We start from the raw sequence: 19,640 nt of genomic DNA on the forward strand, positions 1-19,640 counted from the left end.
TACCGTCGCACAGGATACGGTCAGAAATAATCGATATGATGCATATCATATACCTCTTTCAAAGGGGAAGGATATTATTTTGCTGGTGAATTTTACCTCTACTCCTTTTTATACTCCTCAGGGATTAACGCTTTGATAAAATAAAAAAGGCGATTACAGTGTCCTGAAATCGCCCCGCAATAATTATGTTAAGCCGTTTACATTTAAATTAGCGCAGCGGACTCGGTTTGCCGATTAAATAGCCCTGCACCAGGTCGCAGCCCAGCGCCTGTAGTGAGGCCAACTGCTCTTCGGTCTCCACGCCTTCAGCCACAATACGCATATGCAGGCTCTTTCCCATGCTGATAATCAGGCGCACGATATCCAGATCGTCTTTTTGCTCCGGAATATTAATAACAAACGAGCGGTCGATTTTGATTTTGTCGAACGGGAAGTAGCTTAAACGTGACAACGAAGAATAGCCGGTACCGAAGTCATCGATGGAGATTTGAATGCCCTGCTCGCGCAGCTGGCTGAGAATTTCCAGCGAACGGGTGTTCTCATTGAACACGTCCGACTCGGTGATCTCCAGATCCAACCGTCGCGGGTCGAGGCCAGTCTGCTGCAATACGCTGATAATGGTGTCGGTCAGCGAGGTGTTCATCAGCTGAATCGGCGAAACGTTGACCGAGACCTTGAGCGGCGTCGCCCAGCTGGCCGCTTCGGCACAGGCGGTTTTCAGCACCCACTCGCCGAGGGCATTGATAAGGCCGATTTTCTCTGCCACCGGGATAAACACCGTCGGCGGCACGGCGCCGCGCACCGGATGGAACCAGCGAACCAGCGCTTCGTAGCCGTAGATTTCGCGCGTGACGGTATCGGCGATCGGCTGGTAGTAGACTTTGAATTCGTCATGGGACAGGGCCTGCAGCAGATCATCTTCAAACGATTTATTCTCCTGCAGACGCTGCAGCATCCCCGGCCGGAAGATTTGTACATGGCCGCTGCCCTCTTTTTTCGCCTCATACAGCGCGAGGTCGGCGCACTTGTACAGATAATCGGTCCGGCTTTCGCCATCAGAGATCACGATCCCGATGCAGGCGTCGATATTAATCTGCGCATCGTAGATCTGATAGGGCTGGCTGATCTTCTCCCGGATAACATTGGCCCGCTCGAGGGCCATCTCTTCGGTGAGATCGTAAGAGAGCATCGCGAACTCATCGCCGCCGAGGCGATACAGCGTCTCAGAGGTTTTACGGAAAAAAGAGAGGCGGCTGGCCAGATCCTGCAGCAGCTTATCGCCGGCGTCATGGCCGAGGGTATCGTTTACATCCTTAAAGCTGTCGAGGTCAAAAAGCATCACCACGGCGCATCCGTTATAGGGACGCACCTGATTGACGATCTCCTGCAGACGCTGCCAGAAAGAGAGACGGTTTGGCATACCGGTCAGCGAATCATGGTAGGCATCGTACTGCAGACGACGGTTCTGCACCTGCAGCTTCTCTTTCGAGGCCTGCAGATCGTTGGCCAGGGTTTTCATATGAACGTGGGCGCGCCGCAGGTTATTATTCTGCCGCAGCATCAGCAGCCCGAGGGTAATACACATGGCGATCAGCAAAATGGAGATCACCGAGTAGATATAATAGAGATGCTGAATTTTATCATGGGTGATATTAACGATATTAATATCTTGCGTCAGCGTGGCGGCCGCCATTGAGGTCAGAGGACCATCCAGCTCGCTTAACACCGGCAGGATCGCTTTAACCTGCGCCGGCGTCATGGTGTCAACTTGTTTATCAAGCAAATGGAGATTGCGGATCAGCGTGGCGACCACCGCCTTCCGCTGTTCGCTTTTATTAATAAAGCGACCCAGATCGCCCTGCTGCAGAAGTTCGATCTGGCTCATCATGATCTCGAGGCGCAGGCGCACCTCATCGTGGTCCGCCCCTTCGGCCCCAATCGCCATGCCCGCCAGACGAGACTCCAGTCGCATATATTCCGATACCATCTGCGACATTGACCACGAGTCCGTATAGCGGGTAAATTTTTGCAACTCACTTTGTCGCTCATGCACCAGATAAGTAATATATCCAGTAACAATAAACAACGACAAAATAATAGCCGTGAGTATTCGATTCAAGATCCAACCCTTACTCTATAATAATCTTAGAAACTTGCCAGGCCGATCGGGAATAATAGATCTGGTTCTGTAATTCAGCACTGCTGTCGTAAGGGTAGACGATAAATAACGGGCCTTTATCCCGAACGCGCATATATTCGCCGTTCATTTTTAACGCCATAATGACCGGGAATTTATAAAAATCGTCCATCGGGATAAGGGTGGTGTAGTCGTTGAGCGCCAGCACGCGGACGGATTGGCCTTTAGCGCCGACTAAATCCATGAGTTTATTAAGGGGAATGCCATCAAAACGGACCTTCCCGGTGTACCAGGGGGTGGTGGTTTCCACCGTCTTCATACCCAGTTTTTCCAGCATCGCGAGATCAAAAACCGCCTTGTCACCGACGTTCGTATTTCCGATTTTCCCGGAAATGGTCAGTACAGGTTTTCCTGTCGGCGCAGGCAGTTTTTCAGCATAAGCAGAAGGCAACATGACAGAACAAAATAAAACTGCAAGAAGTAGACGCATTTAACTCACCATTCCAGAGAAGGAGACATGTTAAGTGTAAACCATTTACGTCAATTCTTAAAAGGTGCTCCTCTTTGTTATCCGTTGATTTAATTAAAAGTATAAGCTGGCTGGCAAATTGCCAGAATGTTGAGTAAAGGGTGTGATTTCGCCCGCCTTTCCGGCCGCTTATTTTTGCACCAGTTCTCCGCTTAGCAGGCAAACTACTTTCCTCCACGGCCGCCGCGCGGTAGTCTCAGAGCAGACGCAATGCTAAAAGCGTCTCATTCCAATAACAACGAATATGTGACTGACAGGACAGGATATGGATTCAACAATAAGCGTGCTGCCCGACGAGGCGCCGGATTCGCTGCATCGGGCCCGGCGGGCGGCATGGGGCAGCTTTGCCGGCGCCGTGGTCGACTGGTACGATTTTCTTCTCTATGGCATTACCGCCGCGCTGGTGTTCAACCGCGAATTTTTCCCGCAAATCAGCCCGGCGATGGGCACCCTTGCCGCATTTGCCACCTTCGGCGTCGGGTTTCTTTTCCGCCCGCTGGGCGGGATTATCTTTGGCCACTTCGGCGACCGTCTCGGGCGCAAGCGGATGCTGATGATGACCGTCTGGATGATGGGTATCGCCACCGCCTGCATCGGCCTGCTCCCGTCGTTCAGCCAGATCGGCTGGTGGGCGCCGGTGCTGCTGGTATTCCTGCGGGCGGTTCAGGGCTTTGCCGTCGGCGGCGAATGGGGCGGCGCGGCGCTGCTCTCGGTGGAGAACGCGCCGAAGGGAAAAAAAGCCTTTTACAGCAGCGGCGTGCAGGTGGGCTACGGCGTCGGCCTGCTGCTCTCCACCGGGCTGGTATCGCTGATCAGCAGCCTGACCACCGACGAGCAGTTTCTCAGCTGGGGCTGGCGCTTACCCTTCCTGTTCAGCGTGGCGCTGGTCCTGATTGCGCTGTGGATCCGTAACGGTATGGCCGAATCGCAGGAGTTTGAGGCCCAACAGCGCCAGACCAACGCGCCGCAGGTGAAAAAGCGGCTGCCGGTGGTGGAAGCCCTGCTTCGCCATCCCGGGGCGTTTTTACTGATTATTGCCCTGCGGTTGTGCGAACTGCTGACCATGTATATCGTTACCGCCTTCGCCCTCAATTACTCAACGCAAAACCTCGGCCTGCCGCGCGAGCTGTTCCTCAACATCGGCCTGCTGGTGGGCGGCCTCAGCTGTCTGACTATCCCCTGCTTCGCCTGGCTGGCGGACCGCTTTGGCCGTCGGCGGATCTACATTACCGGGGCGCTAATCGGCACGCTGAGCGGTTTCCCGTTCTTTATGGCGCTGGAGAGTCAGTCCGTTTTCTGGATCCTGTTCTTCGCCCTGATGCTGGCCAATATAGCCCATGATATGGTGGTCTGCGTCCAGCAGCCGATGTTTACCGAGCTGTTCGGCGCCAGCTATCGCTATAGCGGCGCCGGCGTCGGCTACCAGGTAGCGAGCGTAGTCGGCGGCGGCTTTACGCCGTTTATCGCCGCGGCGCTGGTCACCTTCTCCGGGGGAGCCTGGCACAGCGTGGCCCTCTATCTGACCGCGGGATGCCTGCTGTCAGCACTCACCGCGCTGCTGATGAAAAAACATACCGTCGACTGACCAGCTTCGGAGGGCGCGACCCGCGCCCTCCGGTAAGGAGAATGCATGTCTTTATTGCCTCTGGCCGACTGCTGGCCACGCCGCTTTACCCCCGCCTCGCTGGCGCTGCAGTTTTGCGAGGACCCCACCCTGGCAGAACAGCCGCTGTTTGCCAAAGCCTGCGCCGGCGAGGCCGTCGCCCAGCTCTGGCAGGCGCCGCAGGGATTCGTGGTGCCGGGGAGCTATCGTCAGTTTGCGGACCTGCCGGCGGTCAGCGCGCATTTTGCCGCGCGGGGCTGGCCGGTATGGCTCCGCCGCTCCGGGGGCGGTCTGGTGCCCCAGGGGCCGGGGATTATCAACCTCAGCCTCGCCTGGCCGGTGCAGCAGCCGCTCGGCGAAGCCGCCGAACCCATCTATCACTCGCTGTGCGCTGTGCTTCAGCGCACCCTCGCGCGCTTCGGCGTTGCCAGCCACCCCCGGGCGGTGAGCGGTTCCTTTTGCGATGGCCGGTATAACCTCGCCTGCGGGGAGGGAGAGGCGGCGCGTAAGATTGTCGGTACCGCCCAGTACTGGCGGCCGCTGACGGCGAGCGGCGGCCATGTGGTGCTGGCCCATGCGGTGATCCTTATTGACGCCGACCTGAGCGCGGCGCATCAGGCGGCGAACGCCTTCGAAGCGCAGCTCGGCAGCGGGCGGGTCTACCGCGCCGACAAAACCGTCACCCTGGCGCAGTTGCTTCCCGGCGAGCGCCATCTGCTCCCCCGATTCAGCGAAGCGCTGGCGCGGGAGCTGGACGCGGCTCGCTGAAGGTTGCTTTCAGGTAGCGGCTGAAGGTCTCCACCGCGCGCGACACCCGCGGAGTATAGGGCCGGATGACGTATAGCCGATCGGCGAACACTTCCACCGGCTGCCACGCCGGCAGCAGCTCCTGCACCTGCCCGCGGCCGATGGCCTCCCGGGCGCTAAAATCCGGCAGCAGCGCCACCCCCAACCCCGCCAGCACCGCATCGCGCAGCGACTCGCTGTTGTTGGTGGCGAACGGCCCCTGCACGTTGATGGTCACCCGTTCATCGGGCGTCTGGCGGGAGGCAAACGTCCACTGCGGGCGCTGGGGCCCACGGGGGTAGGTCAGGCACTGGTGATGACGCAGATCGTCAGGCGTCTCGGGGCGGCCATGGCGGCGGATATAGTCGGCGGACGCGACGATCAGCGTCGCGGTGTGACACAGCGGCCAGGCGACGTGGGTGTCCGGGAGCGCCTCGCGCCGACAGTGGCGGATGGCGAGGTCGAACCCTTCGCTGCCGAGAGAGACCAGCCGGTCGGTCACCTCCAGCTGCAGATGCAGCTGGGGATGCTGATGCAAAAAGGGCGCGATCGCCGGCACCAGCTGTTGACGGGAAAAAGCCACCGGCGCGGTCAGGCGCAGCGTCCCCCGCAGCGGCCCGCCCTCATCGCAAGCGCCGGTGAAAATATCCCGCAGCTGGCCAAACGGCTCATTGAGCTCCGCCACCAGCCGCAGCCCGTCGTCGCTGAGGCTGACGCTGCGGGTGGTGCGATGGACCAGCGTTTTACCGGTCACCCGCTCCAGCTCGCTGATTTTCTGGCTGATGGCCGACTTGCTGATCCCCAGCTTTTCCGCGGCCCGGGTATAGCTTTTCTGCTCTTCCAGCACCGTTAGCCAGTAGAGATGGGCCCAGTAACTCTCCGGACGACTCTCGCTCATGTTGATTGTTCACCAGTAAAAACAATGTATTCAACTATAGCGGTTTTTGCCCGCGACGGCATCGGCTAGCATCTTTATCAGACCGCGATTATTGCCTAACGATAAGGAACACCTGCATGCCATTACTGACATTTGACCTGATTGAAGGCCGTACGGAACAGGAGATCAGAACCCTGCTGGATGCCGCTCATCGCGCCGTGCTGCGCGCCTTCGAGGTACCGGAACGCGACCGCTACCAGATTGTTCACGAAAACAAGGCCCATCATATGGTGATTGAAGATACCGGTCTCGGACTGACCCGCACGCGGGATCTGGTGGTGGTGCGGGTCTATACCAGCCCGCGCAGCGACGCGCAGAAGCAGCGCTTCTTCGCCATATTGCAGCAGGAGCTGGCGGAACACTGCGGCCTGAGCGGCGATGATCTGATGGTGTCGATTATCAGCAACCAGAAAGGCGACTGGAGCTTTGGCCGCGGGGTCGCCCAGTATCTTACCGGCGATCTCTAACCCGCGGCCGGGAGAGCGCTGTCAGCGGCGGCCAGCCGCCGCGATGCGCTGGCGCGCCTGCTGTTCGATATTTTCCAGCAGTTCCTGGACATCGTCTTCGTCAATATCGAGGAACTGTCCTTCCAGCAGCGCGGCGTGAATATCTTCCCGGGTAACCGAAATGCCCAGCGGCACCGTCCGGGATTTGACCTCCTCTGCCGCCAGCGGATGGGGGTAGCGGCGGCCAACCAGATTGTTAAACACGATGGCCAGCAGCGCCAGCATCAGGGAGTTGAGCAGCACCGGCGTCAGCACAAAGTGATAGCCTTCGCTGTGCACCCCGGCGCCGCCGAGGATCGCCGTCAGGGCCACCGCGCCGCCGGGAGGATGCAGGCAGCGCAGAAAATACATTCCGGCGATGGCCAGCGCCGCCGCCAGCCCGCAGGCCAGCGCCGGGTCGGGCACCAGCATACCCACCGTGACGCCGATCAGCGCCGACAGCACATTGCCGCCGACAATCGACCACGGCTGCGCCAGCGGACTGCTCGGCACGCCAAACAGGAGTACCGCCGAGGCGCCCATGGGGGCAATAAACCACAGGTTAACTTCGCCCAGCAGCCAGTGGCTGAACATGCTGGTCACCGCCAGGCCGGTGCCGGCGCCGATGGATCCCAGCACAATATGCCGTCGAGCCACCGGCAGCGCATGCGGCTTCAACCGCCCAAGGAAAATCCGCAGCCGTGAAAACAGGCCCGCGGGAATGACACTCAACATCGCTTTATCGCTCAGATCATAGGAATAACTTATATTTTATTTTCTTTTTTTAACCTTTCATTAACAACCCTGTATTTCGCAGGGGATTGCACGGGCGGCGATTTCCAGGCGGCACAGGGCTGTGAATTCTCGCCCGGACTGATAGAATCCCTTTTCTGTCAGGGGGATACCCCTTTGCGAACTGAAGGTCATAACCCAGTGAATAATAAAATCTCTTTAGCGAAAGAAGTGGCATGGGCCAGCCAGAATATGCCGCGTACCCTGCGCCAGGTCGCCGCCCTGCCCGACCTCAGCGGCGTCCGCCTGGCCTGCTGTATGCACCTCGACATGAAAATGATCCCGCTGGTGCAGGGGATCCTCGACAAGGGCGCTCAGGTCTTTTTAACCACCTGTAACCCCACCACCGTGCAGGACGACGTGGTGGCCTGGCTGGTGGAGCGTGGCGCCGAGGCCTGCGCCTGGCGCAATATGAGCGATGCCGACTGGCAACAGTCATGGGAAAAAGCGATCGCCTGGCAGCCGACTCACCTGTGCGAAATGGGAGCCGATATCACCACCCTCCTCCACCAGCGCGGCGAGTTCGGCAACATCGTGGCGGGTCTGGAAGCCACCGGCTCCGGCGTCAATCGGCTGGGGGATATTCAGCCCGGCTATCCGATCTTTAACTGGGACGATCTGCCGGTCAAAGAGGGGCTGCATAACCGCCATATGGTCGGACTCACCGCCTGGCATACCTTCTTCCAGACCACTCATCTCACCCTGCATGAGAAAAAAGTGCTGGTCATCGGCTACGGCCTGGTTGGCCAGGGCGTCGCGGCGGCGGCAAAAGCTTTTGGCGGCCAGGTGATGGTGGCGGAGATCGATCCTGCCCGTCGACTGCAGGCGGCCTATGACGGCTGGCACGTGGTCGATCTCCAGGAGGCTATCGCCTCGGCGGACGTGGTCGCCACGGCGACAGGCGGTAAAAACGTGGTTAATCGCCAGGCGCTGGACCGGGCGAAAGCGGGAGTGTTTATCCTTAACGTCGGCCACGTGGCGGAAGAGATCGATGGCGAATACCTGCGCCAGTATCCTCAGGAAGAGGTGATGCCGTATATCAACGCCTACCGCATGGCTGACAAAACCGTCTACCTGATGGCCAATGGCTCGATGCTCAACCTGACCGCCGGCTTCGGCGACAGCCTGAACGCCTTTGACGTCACCCTGGCGGTGATGGCCAGCGGTATCGGCCATATTGTCAGCGACGGTATGCGCGCCCCGGCGCAGGTTTACCTGCTACCGCAGGCGGTCTGGCAGCAGGCGCTGTAAACCCGGCGCATCGTCGAAACGATGCGCTTTATCATCAGGACGCTGGCGCGCTATCGGGCAGCACAATGTTGCTCTGCGCCAGGGTCCCCATCTGATGGTACATTGCACTGGCGGCATCCAGCAGGTGCATGGCCAGCGCGGCGCCGCTGCCCTCCCCCAGGCGCATGTCCATATCGAGATACGGGCGCAGACCCAGCGCGTCGAGGGCGATCCGCGCCCCTTTCTCCGCCGACAGGTGCGAAGGGATAAGATACGGGTGCGCCGCCGGGGCCATGCGGCAGGCCGCCAGAGCCGAAGCGTAGGAGAGGAAGCCATCCAGCACCACCGGCAAGCCGCTGGAAGCCGCCCCGAGGATCACCCCGGTCATGCCCACCAGATCAAAACCGCCCACCTTCGCCAGCACGTCCAGCCCGTCCGCCGGGTTCGGCTGGTTATAAGCGATCGCCTGGCGCACCACCGCCACCTTATGGCCCCGCTGCGCCAACGGCAAATTGGCCCCGCAGCCCACCACCGCGTCGGGGTCGCTGCCGGTCAGGACGCTGATCGTCGCTGCCGCCGGGGTGGTATTGGCCATCCCCAGCTCTCCCACGCCAAAGACTTTCACTCCGTCGGCGGCAAGCTGGCGGGTGAAACGCATGCTGGCCAGCAGCACCGTCTCCGCCTGCTGACGGCTCATCGCCGCCGCCCGGGCGATATTCCCGCTGCCGCGGGCCACCTTGAGGTTGATCAGGCCCGGAAGCGGCTCGGCGTCGATGCCGACATCCACCACCTCCACTCTCACCCCGGCCTGCGCCGCCAGCACGCAGACCCCGGTGTTGCCCCGTACCATATTGCCGGCATGAATGGCCGTCACCGCCTGCGGCGAAGGGGTCACGCCTTCATGCCAGACGCCATGGTCGGCGCACATGACCACGATGGCTTTATCGCTCAGCGCCAGCTGCCCCTGCAGCCCCGGCAGACCGGCCAGCTGCACCGCCAGGCTCTCCAGACGGCCAAGGCTGCCGGGCGGCTTTAACAGGCCGTCAATATGCTGCTGCGCGCGCGCCATGCCCGCCACATCGGGCTGCGGAATGGCAGCCAGTAACGCCGAAAGTGTGTCCATTCTGTTCCTCACCGTGGATGCCAGGCCTTACAGTAGCGCCAGTAAAAAGAATACTTCGCCCAGCTCGATCGCCGCTCCGAGGGTATCCCCGGTCTGCCCGCCGAGGGTGCGCTTCAGCGCCCACCCCAGGCCCCCGATCAGCACCAGGGCGATCAGCGCGGCGCGCAGCCCCTGCAGCCCCAGCAGGGCGGTGGCCAGCGCGATCGCTATCGCCAACGTCGTTAGCGTCTGCTGCAGGCTAATCTTGCCAATAAACAGATTGCCCAACCCTTTTTCCCGCGCATAGCGATGGCGATACATCAGCAGTACCGCCATCCCGCGACCGACGGCGCAGGCCGCCGCCAGCGCTGCGATGGGGTTGACATCGCGCAGCAGCAGTTCGCCGACCACCAGCACCTTGGCCACCAGCACAAAAATCAGCGCCAGCCCGCCGTGGGTACCCAGCCGGCTGTCGCGCATGATCTCCAGCATCCGATCGCGGGTGCGGGCGGAGAAGATGCCGTCGCAGGTATCGGCCAGCCCGTCAAGGTGAAATCCGCCGGTGAGCAGCGCCAGCGCCAGCGCGCCGAACAGCGCCGCCAGCGGGACGCCGCACCATGGCTGCAGGAGGTACACCACCGCGCCGGCGATGGCGCCGAGCAGTAAACCGACCAGCGGGAAGGTAACGATACTGCGCTGGTACTGTTCGATCTCCAGGCCCTGGGATAACCGCGCCGGGACCGGCAGACGGCTGATAAACGAGAGTGCAGCAAAGAATGACTTAATCACGTGGGGTTGACTCCTGTCGGCGAAAGCAGCGGAAGAGTTCTGTCGCGCCCGGTCAGCACCTGAGTTTGTCTTCTGGCGAATCGATCGTCGGAGAGGTGAGAGGTGTTGAGATATCGCCCTGACGCCGCTGCGTCAGATGCCCGGCCAGGATGAGAGAAACCTTTCCGATATCAATACGTTTTCGCGGGGCAGTATAGCAAAGAGTCGGTGAGGAGAGGCAGTTGCCGGGACAAAGTTTTCGCAGAAAAAGAGACAGGAGCTGGTAGTGCAGAACAGCCCGGCGACGCTGACCGCCGCCGGACAGCAGGCATTAGCCTTCGACTTTGGCTTCGCCCATCACTTTCAGTTTTTTGGAGATGTCGCGACGCTCTTTGGACAGCTCGGCATTCTTGATGATGTAGTCATCAACGCGGTCTTCGTAATCGCTCTTCATGCTGGCGATGATGCCCTGGATGGCTTCCACGCTCATGCCCGGCTTGATGTAGTCGCTGAGGTTGTCCAGCAGCAGAACGCGCTTCTGGTTATCACGGATCTTTTTCTCAACGTCCTGAATTTCACGCTGCAGTTTGTTCTTACGACGGTACAGACGAACAAACTCCAGTACGTCCTGGAAAGAAGGCTTAGTTGTTTCCATTTTTACACCCCTAATAATTGAGATTCGGATTCGTAAAGCGACTGCGTTATAGGGCTAACATAACTGCTAGCAGTCGCTGATGACAATGTTTTTTCCTTTGCGTTTATCATAACCCTAAACGCTGCTGAATCGAAACAACCCATGCAGTTACCCGGCGCATCTGGTGCTTATTTGCGCAATGCGCGGCAGATCAGATGCGACAGCAGCTCCAGCTGGCGTGCCAGTTCAATAGAGAGCCAAACATAGCCATGGATCGGGGTTTCCGCCAGGCTGTCGTCCCCCTGCTCTTTCATCAGCTGGCGCAGTTCGAGGACAATCTCATTCAGCTTTTCATTGTTGGCGCGCACAGGCTGAGGGTTTCCTTCGTACAGCGCGTGGGCGATGGCCAACAGCGTCTGCTGGGTCATCTGCTGCGTCTCGCGCAGGGTGTGCGCATTGAGCATCACGAAGTGACCCGGACGGGTTGCCCACCAGGCGTTGATCTGCAGCTCCAGCATGCACACGAGGTTGCGGCTGACGGTCTGGATAGCCTCGAAGATCGCCTTCTGGATATGCGTCTCTTTGCTGGCGGGAGTGATCAGCCCGCGCATTTTGACGACGTCGTTGAGCGCCTGCTGAAGATGTTTTTCCAGCCGCGGCCGATCCACCAGATTTGGCGAGAAGCCGGCCTGGTAGAGGCGGTTGAAGTTGGTGACGTAGCTGGCCATCTGGATACGCCAGTGGATAAACGCCCGCTGCGGCCAGATACCGGTAAACAACATTGCCAGCAGCGAGCCGAAGATCACGTCGCCGCTTCGCCACAGCGCGGTATGCATATCGCCGGGCGGCGCCCCGACCACCACCGACAGGGTAATGCCGATCAGCAGCGCCTGATAGGGTTTCTTGCCCAGCGCCAGCCAGCCGCAGAGGAACATTGCCGCCGCGCACCAGAGGACCATCAGCGGCAGGGAGATAAGCTCAAGCTTCAGCGCCACCAGCCCCAGCGCCGAGCCGAGGATCGTGCCGCCGATGCGCTGAAACGCCCGCGGCACGACGTTGCCCCAGAAGGAGATCGGCCCCATCACCACCACCAGGGTAATAAGAGGCCAGGTCCCCTCGGGCACGTTCAGCAGCCGCACCAGCAAAAAGGTGAGCACAAAGGCCAGCGCAATCCGCACACCATGCACCACCCGATAATGGCGATACAAGCGGATCTCAAATGGCTTGAGTGATTTATCAGCGCGCACAACCCTCTCCGGCAAAACGAAAAGGCCAATTGTAACTGCTTTTTCGCCCGGAGCATGCCGGGAATGTAAAAATCCTTGTCCGGAACAGGGGTAAACCGCTACGACGCGACGCGCTCAACGGGGACATACATGTCGATATCCCAGTAGCCGTCGTGGTTGCCATCGTTGAGATAGATCTCAAAACAGGGCCTGGGGGCCACGCGATGCGTTGTGCTCTGCAGCAGACTGTCGAAAAACTGCATCCACGGGGTAGCAAAATCGTAATCCACCACTCGCGCGCGGGCGCAGGCGTAATCCCCGCCGGCAATCGCCGCCAGTATCACCCCTTCGCTGTTGGCGGGAATGACGTAATCCTCGTCAACGGCGACCACGGTGGCGCAGCGTAGTTTTTCCGCTGGCACGTCCTCCGGGTTATCGTAGTAGACGGCAAGCCACTCGCGGGCGGGCACCTGATGGTTCTCAACCCACATCATCAGTTGCTCAAACCCCTGCTTGACGGTTTGATCCCAGGGCCCGACCAGATGGAAACCGGCAATGGTTTTCTTGCCGAGGGTGGTGACGCTGTAGTTCATCTTGCCTCCTTCGTGAACATATTACTGTATAAATGTACAGTTAATCTAGCAGGAGATCCCCCCTCAGTATGTGCGCGAATTCACAGAGTCGCCATTGCGGCTGATGAAAAAAACGGCGATTTTGTCGCCGCGTCTGCCGGGCGGCAGGCGAAAAAAAACCGCCTGCAAAGAGGCGGTTATCATGGTTACAGCTCGTGGTGCAGGTAATCGCTCATTCGCGAGAATACCCCGCCTTTATTAATGCTTTCGAGGGTGACCAGCGGATAGTGGCCCACGACCTTGTCGCCGTCATACAGCGAAATCTCGCCGACCCGCTGGTTGGCGGCGATCGGCGCCTCCAGATCCTTTTTATCCAGCACGTATTTCGCCTTAATCCGCGATACTTCCGCCTTCGGCAGCGCTAACCAGAAATCTTGATCGGTGCCGAGCTTAATCTGCTCTTTATCGCCGTACCAGATGCGCTCAGTGCCGACCTTCTGCCCTTTCTGCAGCACTTGCACGGTGTCGAAGTTCTGCTGACCCCAGTGCAGCAGTTTCGCGGCCTGCTGCTCGCGGCCTTTCGGGCTGTCGGCCCCCATCACCACGGCGATCAGCCGGCGCTGGCCATCCACCGCCGAGGCGATCAGGTTGAACCCGGCGCCCGATGTGTGGCCGGTTTTCAGGCCATCGACGTTCATGGTTTTATCCCACAGCAGACCGTTACGGTTTTGCTGGGTAATGCCGTTCCACGTCAGGCTTTTCTGGCTGTACATGTGGTAGACGTCAGGCTCGCCATGGATAATCGCCCGCGACAGCACCGCCAGGTCATAGGCCGAACTGTGCTGGCCCGGGGCATCGAGGCCGTGGACGGTTTCGAAATGGGTGTCCTGCAGATGCAGTTTTTCGACATACTGATTCATCAGGGCGACAAACTGCGGCTGACCACCGGCGACATAGTCGGCCAGCGCGACGCAGGCGTCGTTGCCGGAGTCGACAATCAGCCCGCGGCTGAGGTCGCGGACGCTGACGCGATCCCCTGGCTTTAAGAACATCAGGGATGACCCGTCGAACACCGGGTTGCCCTTCGCCCAGGCGTCTTTACCTACGGTGACGATATCGTCAAAGGTGATACGATGGCTGTCGATGGCACGATCGACCACGTAGCCGGTCATCAGTTTGGTCAGGCTGGCAGGATTACGCTGCTGATGTTCGTTACCCGCGGTCAGCACCTGACCGGTGGTGTAATCCATCAGCACCCAGGAGCCAGCCTGAATGGAAGGCGGCGCGACCGTAGCAGGTAAGTCGACGGCAAATGCGCAGGAAACGCTCGAAGCGAGCAAAGATACAGCAATAAACAAACGGCCTTTCAACGGCATATCCTCTAGATTTACAGATCCGCCGTCCTTTTTACGGAACTTCGCGTTTCATATCAGGGTTTAATTGCAAGAAAATATGACATTAGTATTTTAGTCACCCCCATAATAACTAAAAAGAATAATACCTGATCATTTAATGAAATATTAATATTGACATATTAAAAAACATTATTTATCATAATATTAGAGGGGGCATTAAAAAATAACAAATAATGACTAAGCAATATAATTACATATAATTGTCTTGAGTTTATTCTTAAAATCTGTGAATAAGTAATTCCTATGTAGACATTTAAGGCGTTCATATATTACTTATTAACACCTCATTCACATAAGCATTCATTGGTTGAAACGATGAACCACAATAAAAACTGGTCCCCTGAGCTTGATGGGTTACGAGGCTATGCTTCCCTGTGGGTCCTCGTTGGCCACATTTGTATTTTAACGCGATGCAACATTCCTATCCTAAGCCAACCGGGTTTTGGCGTCGATCTGTTCATCTTGCTGTCAGGGTTTTTGATGGCCAAAAATTACATTGAAAGACAGGACGTAGAGCCATGGATTTCAGTTAAGACCGTTGCATCCTTCTGGACAAGACGTTTTTTCCGAATCGCGCCGCTTTATTACGTCTTATTGATAGTTGCATTTATTTTCGGTGAAACCTTTGGCCATTATCGCGATTTTATCGCCATGGCATGGCCTGAAACCCAAACGGAAACCGCGCGATATACTGACTCTACGTTGTCAAATATCTTAACGCACATCTCATTCACTTTTGGTTTCCTACCCTATTATTCATTCCGAACCGTACTTCCTGACTGGAGTATTGGCCTTGAAATGCAATACTATGCGATCTTCCCGTTTATCATGATGCTAGTCATGGTTGTAGGATTCGTAAGGATGGCTATTGCATCAATAGTTTTATGTGTTGCTGCAGCATTTATGTTCCCAGCTTACTTCGCTGCATTCCCTATGCCTTCAATGATTTTATTTAAATTACCTTTGTTTGTATCAGGCATGTTGCTATATAAAGCTGTGGCAGAGAAAAGTAAGGTTTATGTTATGGTCGCTTTACTTTCACCACTTGCGGCATTCTTGACGGGGTATTTTACTTCGCCGATCAAGATGATAATTGAACTCATGATTATCTCTGGCATGTCGATTCTATTGATGCCGCATAGCGATAAATCGCCATTGAGAAACATCGTATCATTAGCGAAAAAAATACTTGCCATCCGTTTCAGCCAATTCCTAGGGGATGTATCATATTCAGTGTATCTGTTGCATCTGATGATTGTTATTCCTGTGATTGGTTGGCTTGTTCAACATGATGCTTTTGTCCAACTTCCACCATTGGTCCGTATGATTGCTGCCACAGCGATAATTTTACCAATCACTTATGCTATTGCCTTAAATTTATTTAAATATATAGAAAAACAAGGAATCGCATTAGGTCGCAGACTTATAAAACCAAAAAAAATCAAAATAAACACAACCGCTTAAATAACATTAAGATACTGAGAGTAAGTGGAGATATCATATCAACCATTAATATCTCCACTCTTTATGCATTTTTACCCCATTAAAAACTCTTGTTGCGTCATCAATGTTAATAGGAGAAAATCAAATTTCAGATTGAATTTCAAAGTGATTACATTTCGATATGGCTGACGGCGAACAACATCCCACCTTCCTCTTCCACGATTATGAAACCTTCGGCACCAGCCCTTCCCTTGACCGGCCGGCGCAGTTCGCCGCCATCCGCACCGACGCGGAGTTAAACGTGCTGGGCGAGCCCGAGGTGTTTTACTGCAAGCCCGCTGACGATTATCTGCCGCAGCCGCAGGCGGTGATGATCACCGGGATCACCCCGCAGGAAGCGCTGGCCAAAGGGGATAACGAGGCCGCGTTTGCCCGCCGCATCCACGATCTGTTCACGGTGCCGCAGACCTGCATCGTCGGCTATAACAACGTGCGCTTTGACGACGAAGTGACGCGGAATATCTTCTATCGCAACTTCTATGACCCTTATGCCTGGAGCTGGCAGCACGATAACTCACGCTGGGATCTGCTCGACGTGATGCGCGCCTGCTATGCCCTGCGTCCGGAAGGGATCGTCTGGCCGGAGAATGACGAGGGTCTGCCGAGCTTCCGGCTTGAACATCTGACCGTCGCCAACGGTATTGAACACCAGAACGCCCATGACGCGATGGCCGACGTTTACGCCACCATCGCCATGGCGAAGCTGGTGAAAACCCGGCAGCCGCGGCTGTTTGACTATCTCTACAGCCACCGCAATAAGCGCAAGCTGGCGACGCTCATCGACGTGCCGCAAATGAAGCCGCTGGTGCATGTCTCCGGCATGTTCGGCGCCGCGCGCGGCAACACCAGCCTGGTGGCGCCCCTGGCCTGGCATCCGGAAAACCGCAATGCGGTGATCATGGTCGATCTGGCGGGGGATATGGCGCCGCTGCTGGAACTGGATGCCGACGCCCTGCGCGAGCGGCTTTACACCCCGCGCGCCGAGCTTGGCGATCTTCCGGCGGCGCCGATTAAGCTGGTGCATTTGAACAAATGTCCGGTGCTGGCCCAGGCCAATACCCTGCGCCCGCAGGATGCCGACCGGCTGGGGATCTCCATTCAACGCTGTCTGGAGAATGCCCAGCTGCTGCGGGCGAATCCGCAGGTGCGGGAGAAAGTGGTGGCGGTGTATGCCGAAGCCGAGCCGTTCGTGCCGTCCGAAAACGTCGACGCCCAGCTTTACAATGGGTTCTTTAGCGATGCCGACCGCGCGGCGATGAAAATCGTGCTGGAAACCGAACCGCGCAATCTGCCGGCGCTGGATATCACTTTCGCCGACAAGCGCATCGAACGCCTGCTGTTTAACTACCGGGCGCGCAACTTCCCCGGCACGCTCGATGAACATGAGCAGCAGCGCTGGTTAGAACACCGTCGTCAGGTATTTACGCCTGAGTTTTTGCAGGCCTATGCCGATGAGCTGCAGATGCTGTATCAGCAGTATGCGGATGATAAAGAGAAGCTGGCGCAGCTGAAGGCGTTGTGGCAGTACGCTCAGGATATCGTCTGATTGGCAGATATGCCCGGGTTGCGGCTAACGCCTTACCCGGGCTACAAACGATGACCGGGGAGGACGCCTGACCGAAGGCCCACGCAAGCGCAGCGCCGCCGGGCATTGCCTCCCCAGTTCGTGCTTACCTTTTTGCCCGGTGGCGGCTTCGCCTTACCGGGCCTGGACGCTGGTACCAGAGTAGCCCGGGTAAGGCGCTAGCCGCTACCCGGGATGACTGGCTTAACTTTTCGCACGGCTGGCGATGATTTCATCCGCTACGTTGCGCGGCGCTTCCGCGTAGTGGTGGAACTCCATGCTGTAGGTTGCTCGTCCCTGAGACATCGAGCGCAGCGTGGTGGAATAACCAAACATCTCCGCCAGCGGCACATCGGCGCGGATGATCTGGCTGCCGAAGCGCTCTTCCATCCCCTGCACCATCCCGCGACGGGAAGAGAGATCGCCCATGATATTCCCGGCGTACTCTTCCGGCGTCTCCACCTCCACGTGCATCACCGGCTCAAGGATCACCGGGTCCGCTTTGCGCGCCCCTTCCCGGAAGCCGAAGATCGCCGCCATGCGGAACGCCATTTCCGAGGAGTCCACGTCGTGGTACGACCCGAAGGTCAGGGTCGCTTTCACGTCAACCACCGGATAGCCCGCCAGCACGCCGGTGCCCATCGCTTCGCGCAGCCCTTTCTCCACGGAAGGGATGTACTCGCGCGGCACTACCCCGCCTTTGGTGGCGTCCTCGAAGACGAAACCGCTGCCCGGCTCCAGCGGCTCCAGGGTCAGCACGACGTGCCCGTACTGTCCTTTACCGCCGGACTGGCGCACAAATTTGCCTTCCACGTCCGTCACTTTCTTGCGCAGGGTTTCGCGGTAGGTGACCTGCGGACGACCAATGTTGGCCTCGACGCCAAACTCGCGCTTCATCCGGTCGACAATGATCTCCAGATGCAGCTCGCCCATACCGGAGATAATCGTCTGGCCGGACTCTTCATCGGTATGCAGACGGAACGACGGATCTTCCGCCGCCAGCCGCTGCAGCGCGATGCCCATTTTCTCCTGGTCCGCTTTGGTCTTCGGCTCAATCGCCAGCGAAATCACCGGCTCCGGAAACTCCATCCGCTCAAGGGTAATAATCGCATCCGGGTCGCATAGGGTATCGCCGGTAGTGACATCCTTCAGCCCAACGCAGGCCGCGATATCCCCGGTGTGCAGTTCGTCAACTTCGTGGCGATCGTTGGCCTGCATCAGCACGATACGTCCGATGCGCTCTTTCTTGCCCTTCACCGGGTTCCACACCGCATCGCCTTTCTTCAGCGTCCCGGAATAGACGCGGATAAAGGTCAGCTGGCCGACGTAGGGGTCGGTCATCAGTTTGAACGCCAGCGCCGACAGCGGCTCATCGTCGCTCGGATGGCGTTCCGCCGGCTGGCCTTTCTCATCCACGCCCTGTATCGCCGGAATATCCAGCGGCGACGGCATCAGCTCCACCACCGCGTCGAGCATGCGCTGCACGCCTTTGTTTTTAAAGGCGCTCCCGCAGAGCACCGCCTGGATTTCACCCTTCACCGTGCGCTGGCGCAGACCGGCGACGATCTCCGCCTCGTCCAGCTCGCCGGTTTCGAGGTATTTATCCATCAGCGCGTCGCTGGCCTCCGCCGCCGCCGAGACCATTTTCTCCCGCCACTCGCGGGCAGTCGCCAGCAGATCGTCAGGGACCGGCCCGTAGCTGAAGGTCATGCCCTGAGTGGCGTCATCCCACAGGATGGCACGCATTTTCACCAGGTCGACGACGCCGGTAAAATGCTCTTCGGCGCCAATGGGGATGACAATCGGCACCGGGTTGGCCTTCAGGCGGTCGATCATCATCTGCACCACGCGGAAGAAATCCGCCCCGGGGCGGTCCATCTTGTTGACGAAGGCCAGCCGCGGGACATGGTATTTATTCGCCTGGCGCCAGACAGTCTCCGACTGGGGCTGCACTCCGCCGACGGAGTCATACACCATCACCGCGCCGTCGAGCACGCGCATGGAACGTTCCACCTCAATGGTGAAATCCACGTGCCCCGGGGTGTCGATGATATTGATCCGGTGCGGCTCGAAGCTGCGGTCCATACCCGGCCAGAAGCAGCTCACCGCCGCCGAGGTAATGGTGATCCCGCGCTCTTGCTCCTGGGCCATCCAGTCGGTGGTTGCCGCGCCATCGTGTACTTCACCCAGCTTATGGCTCATCCCGGTGTAAAACAGGATGCGCTCGGTAGTGGTGGTTTTACCGGCATCGATATGCGCGGAGATACCGATGTTGCGATAACGTTCGAGGGGGATGGGTCGGGGCATGATGCGTCCTTAGTCGTTTTGACTGTCAGTCTGCGGTCGGAATGATCCAC

General features: G+C 58.0%; 17 protein-coding genes. 6 read left to right on the forward strand and 11 right to left on the reverse strand.

Annotated elements, in window-relative coordinates; genetic code table 11:
* Window positions 1-208: 208 nt before the first annotated feature.
* Both GT756_RS16720 and GT756_RS16725 read right to left on the reverse strand, forming a co-directional pair.
* Window positions 209-2,119 carry a bifunctional diguanylate cyclase/phosphodiesterase gene (locus tag GT756_RS16720; RefSeq protein WP_032425933.1) on the reverse strand — a complete coding sequence of 637 codons (1,911 nt, stop codon included), beginning with the start codon at window positions 2,117-2,119 and terminating at the stop codon, window positions 209-211.
* A 10-nt stretch (window positions 2,120-2,129) separates the two neighbouring features.
* Window positions 2,130-2,627, reverse strand: a complete 498-nt coding sequence (locus GT756_RS16725) for a molybdopterin-dependent oxidoreductase (protein WP_017899688.1) — start codon at window positions 2,625-2,627, stop codon at window positions 2,130-2,132.
* A gap of 304 nt (window positions 2,628-2,931) precedes the next feature.
* Here GT756_RS16725 and shiA point away from each other — a divergent pair, with 304 nt between their 5' ends.
* Both shiA and GT756_RS16735 read left to right on the forward strand, forming a co-directional pair.
* Window positions 2,932-4,251, forward strand: a complete 1,320-nt coding sequence (shiA, locus tag GT756_RS16730; RefSeq protein WP_032456347.1) for a shikimate transporter — start codon at window positions 2,932-2,934, stop codon at window positions 4,249-4,251.
* A gap of 45 nt (window positions 4,252-4,296) precedes the next feature.
* Window positions 4,297-5,037, forward strand: coding sequence for a hypothetical protein (locus GT756_RS16735; RefSeq protein WP_017899690.1), 741 nt, complete (start codon window positions 4,297-4,299; stop codon window positions 5,035-5,037).
* Here the strand turns inward: GT756_RS16735 and GT756_RS16740 are convergent.
* Window positions 4,997-5,953 carry a LysR family transcriptional regulator gene (locus tag GT756_RS16740; RefSeq protein ID WP_032456350.1) on the reverse strand — a complete coding sequence of 319 codons (957 nt, stop codon included), beginning with the start codon at window positions 5,951-5,953 and terminating at the stop codon, window positions 4,997-4,999. The two genes, GT756_RS16735 and GT756_RS16740, sit on opposite strands and share 41 nt — an antisense overlap.
* Before the next feature lie 116 nt (window positions 5,954-6,069).
* Between GT756_RS16740 and GT756_RS16745 the strand changes: the two genes are divergently transcribed.
* Window positions 6,070-6,459, forward strand: a complete 390-nt coding sequence (locus GT756_RS16745) for a tautomerase family protein (RefSeq protein WP_049116301.1) — start codon at window positions 6,070-6,072, stop codon at window positions 6,457-6,459.
* 21 nt (window positions 6,460-6,480) lie between these two features.
* Here GT756_RS16745 and GT756_RS16750 read toward each other — a convergent pair whose 3' ends face one another.
* Complete coding sequence (locus GT756_RS16750) at window positions 6,481-7,212, reverse strand: HPP family protein (protein WP_017899693.1); 732 nt, start codon at window positions 7,210-7,212, stop codon at window positions 6,481-6,483.
* Window positions 7,213-7,410: 198 nt separating this feature from the next.
* On the opposite strand from GT756_RS16750, the gene GT756_RS16755 reads away from it, so the two are divergent.
* On the forward strand, window positions 7,411-8,520 hold the full coding sequence (locus GT756_RS16755; protein WP_004203536.1) for an adenosylhomocysteinase: 1,110 nt from the start codon (window positions 7,411-7,413) through the stop codon (window positions 8,518-8,520).
* 34 nt (window positions 8,521-8,554) lie between these two features.
* Here the strand turns inward: GT756_RS16755 and cobT are convergent, their stop codons facing one another.
* From cobT to dacD, 6 genes are all read right to left on the reverse strand, one after another.
* On the reverse strand, window positions 8,555-9,622 hold the full coding sequence (gene cobT / locus GT756_RS16760; protein ID WP_160124931.1) for a nicotinate-nucleotide--dimethylbenzimidazole phosphoribosyltransferase: 1,068 nt from the start codon (window positions 9,620-9,622) through the stop codon (window positions 8,555-8,557).
* A gap of 27 nt (window positions 9,623-9,649) precedes the next feature.
* The gene (cobS, locus tag GT756_RS16765) at window positions 9,650-10,390 is read right to left on the reverse strand and encodes an adenosylcobinamide-GDP ribazoletransferase (RefSeq protein WP_004203543.1); all 741 of its coding nucleotides are present in this window, start codon (window positions 10,388-10,390) and stop codon (window positions 9,650-9,652) included.
* A gap of 310 nt (window positions 10,391-10,700) precedes the next feature.
* On the reverse strand, window positions 10,701-11,024 hold the full coding sequence (locus GT756_RS16770; protein WP_002911883.1) for a DUF496 family protein: 324 nt from the start codon (window positions 11,022-11,024) through the stop codon (window positions 10,701-10,703).
* 167 nt (window positions 11,025-11,191) lie between these two features.
* Window positions 11,192-12,250 carry an FUSC family protein gene (locus GT756_RS16775; protein WP_004203544.1) on the reverse strand — a complete coding sequence of 353 codons (1,059 nt, stop codon included), beginning with the start codon at window positions 12,248-12,250 and terminating at the stop codon, window positions 11,192-11,194.
* Between the two features lie 98 nt (window positions 12,251-12,348).
* Window positions 12,349-12,822 carry a DNA gyrase inhibitor SbmC gene (sbmC, locus tag GT756_RS16780; RefSeq protein WP_017899697.1) on the reverse strand — a complete coding sequence of 158 codons (474 nt, stop codon included), beginning with the start codon at window positions 12,820-12,822 and terminating at the stop codon, window positions 12,349-12,351.
* Between the two features lie 185 nt (window positions 12,823-13,007).
* Window positions 13,008-14,171 (reverse strand): serine-type D-Ala-D-Ala carboxypeptidase DacD, encoded by a 1,164-nt coding sequence (gene dacD, locus GT756_RS16785; protein ID WP_004203546.1) that lies wholly within the window; start codon window positions 14,169-14,171, stop codon window positions 13,008-13,010.
* A 360-nt stretch (window positions 14,172-14,531) separates the two neighbouring features.
* Here dacD and GT756_RS16790 point away from each other — a divergent pair, with 360 nt between their 5' ends.
* Entirely contained in the window at window positions 14,532-15,680 is a 1,149-nt protein-coding gene (locus GT756_RS16790; protein WP_160124932.1) for an acyltransferase, read from the forward strand.
* A gap of 160 nt (window positions 15,681-15,840) precedes the next feature.
* A complete protein-coding gene (gene sbcB, locus GT756_RS16795; RefSeq protein ID WP_160124933.1) occupies window positions 15,841-17,265 on the forward strand; it encodes an exodeoxyribonuclease I in 1,425 nt (474 codons plus the stop codon).
* Window positions 17,266-17,487: 222 nt separating this feature from the next.
* On the opposite strand, the gene fusA is transcribed toward sbcB, so the two are convergent.
* Window positions 17,488-19,590: an elongation factor G gene (gene fusA / locus GT756_RS16800; RefSeq protein ID WP_049092573.1), complete on the reverse strand. Its 2,103-nt coding sequence runs from the start codon at window positions 19,588-19,590 to the stop codon at window positions 17,488-17,490.
* Window positions 19,591-19,640: the final 50 nt, after the last annotated feature.

Origin of the sequence: Klebsiella sp. Q2 (genome assembly GCF_009900705.1) — a bacterium.
Taxonomy (GTDB): Bacteria; Pseudomonadota; Gammaproteobacteria; order Enterobacterales; family Enterobacteriaceae; genus Klebsiella; species Klebsiella quasipneumoniae.

Coding starts and splice junctions, on each gene's coding strand:
- GT756_RS16725 (WP_017899688.1), bottom strand. CDS start 2,627: ATGCGTCTACTTCTTGCAGTTTTATTTTGTTCTGTCATGTTGCCTTCT.
- shiA (WP_032456347.1), top strand. CDS start 2,932: ATGGATTCAACAATAAGCGTGCTGCCCGACGAGGCGCCGGATTCGCTG.
- GT756_RS16735 (WP_017899690.1), top strand. CDS start 4,297: ATGTCTTTATTGCCTCTGGCCGACTGCTGGCCACGCCGCTTTACCCCC.
- GT756_RS16740 (WP_032456350.1), bottom strand. CDS start 5,953: ATGAGCGAGAGTCGTCCGGAGAGTTACTGGGCCCATCTCTACTGGCTA.
- GT756_RS16745 (WP_049116301.1), top strand. CDS start 6,070: ATGCCATTACTGACATTTGACCTGATTGAAGGCCGTACGGAACAGGAG.
- GT756_RS16750 (WP_017899693.1), bottom strand. CDS start 7,212: ATGTTGAGTGTCATTCCCGCGGGCCTGTTTTCACGGCTGCGGATTTTC.
- cobT (WP_160124931.1), bottom strand. CDS start 9,622: ATGGACACACTTTCGGCGTTACTGGCTGCCATTCCGCAGCCCGATGTG.
- GT756_RS16770 (WP_002911883.1), bottom strand. CDS start 11,024: ATGGAAACAACTAAGCCTTCTTTCCAGGACGTACTGGAGTTTGTTCGT.
- sbmC (WP_017899697.1), bottom strand. CDS start 12,822: ATGAACTACAGCGTCACCACCCTCGGCAAGAAAACCATTGCCGGTTTC.
- GT756_RS16790 (WP_160124932.1), top strand. CDS start 14,532: ATGAACCACAATAAAAACTGGTCCCCTGAGCTTGATGGGTTACGAGGC.
- sbcB (WP_160124933.1), top strand. CDS start 15,841: ATGGCTGACGGCGAACAACATCCCACCTTCCTCTTCCACGATTATGAA.
- fusA (WP_049092573.1), bottom strand. CDS start 19,590: ATGCCCCGACCCATCCCCCTCGAACGTTATCGCAACATCGGTATCTCC.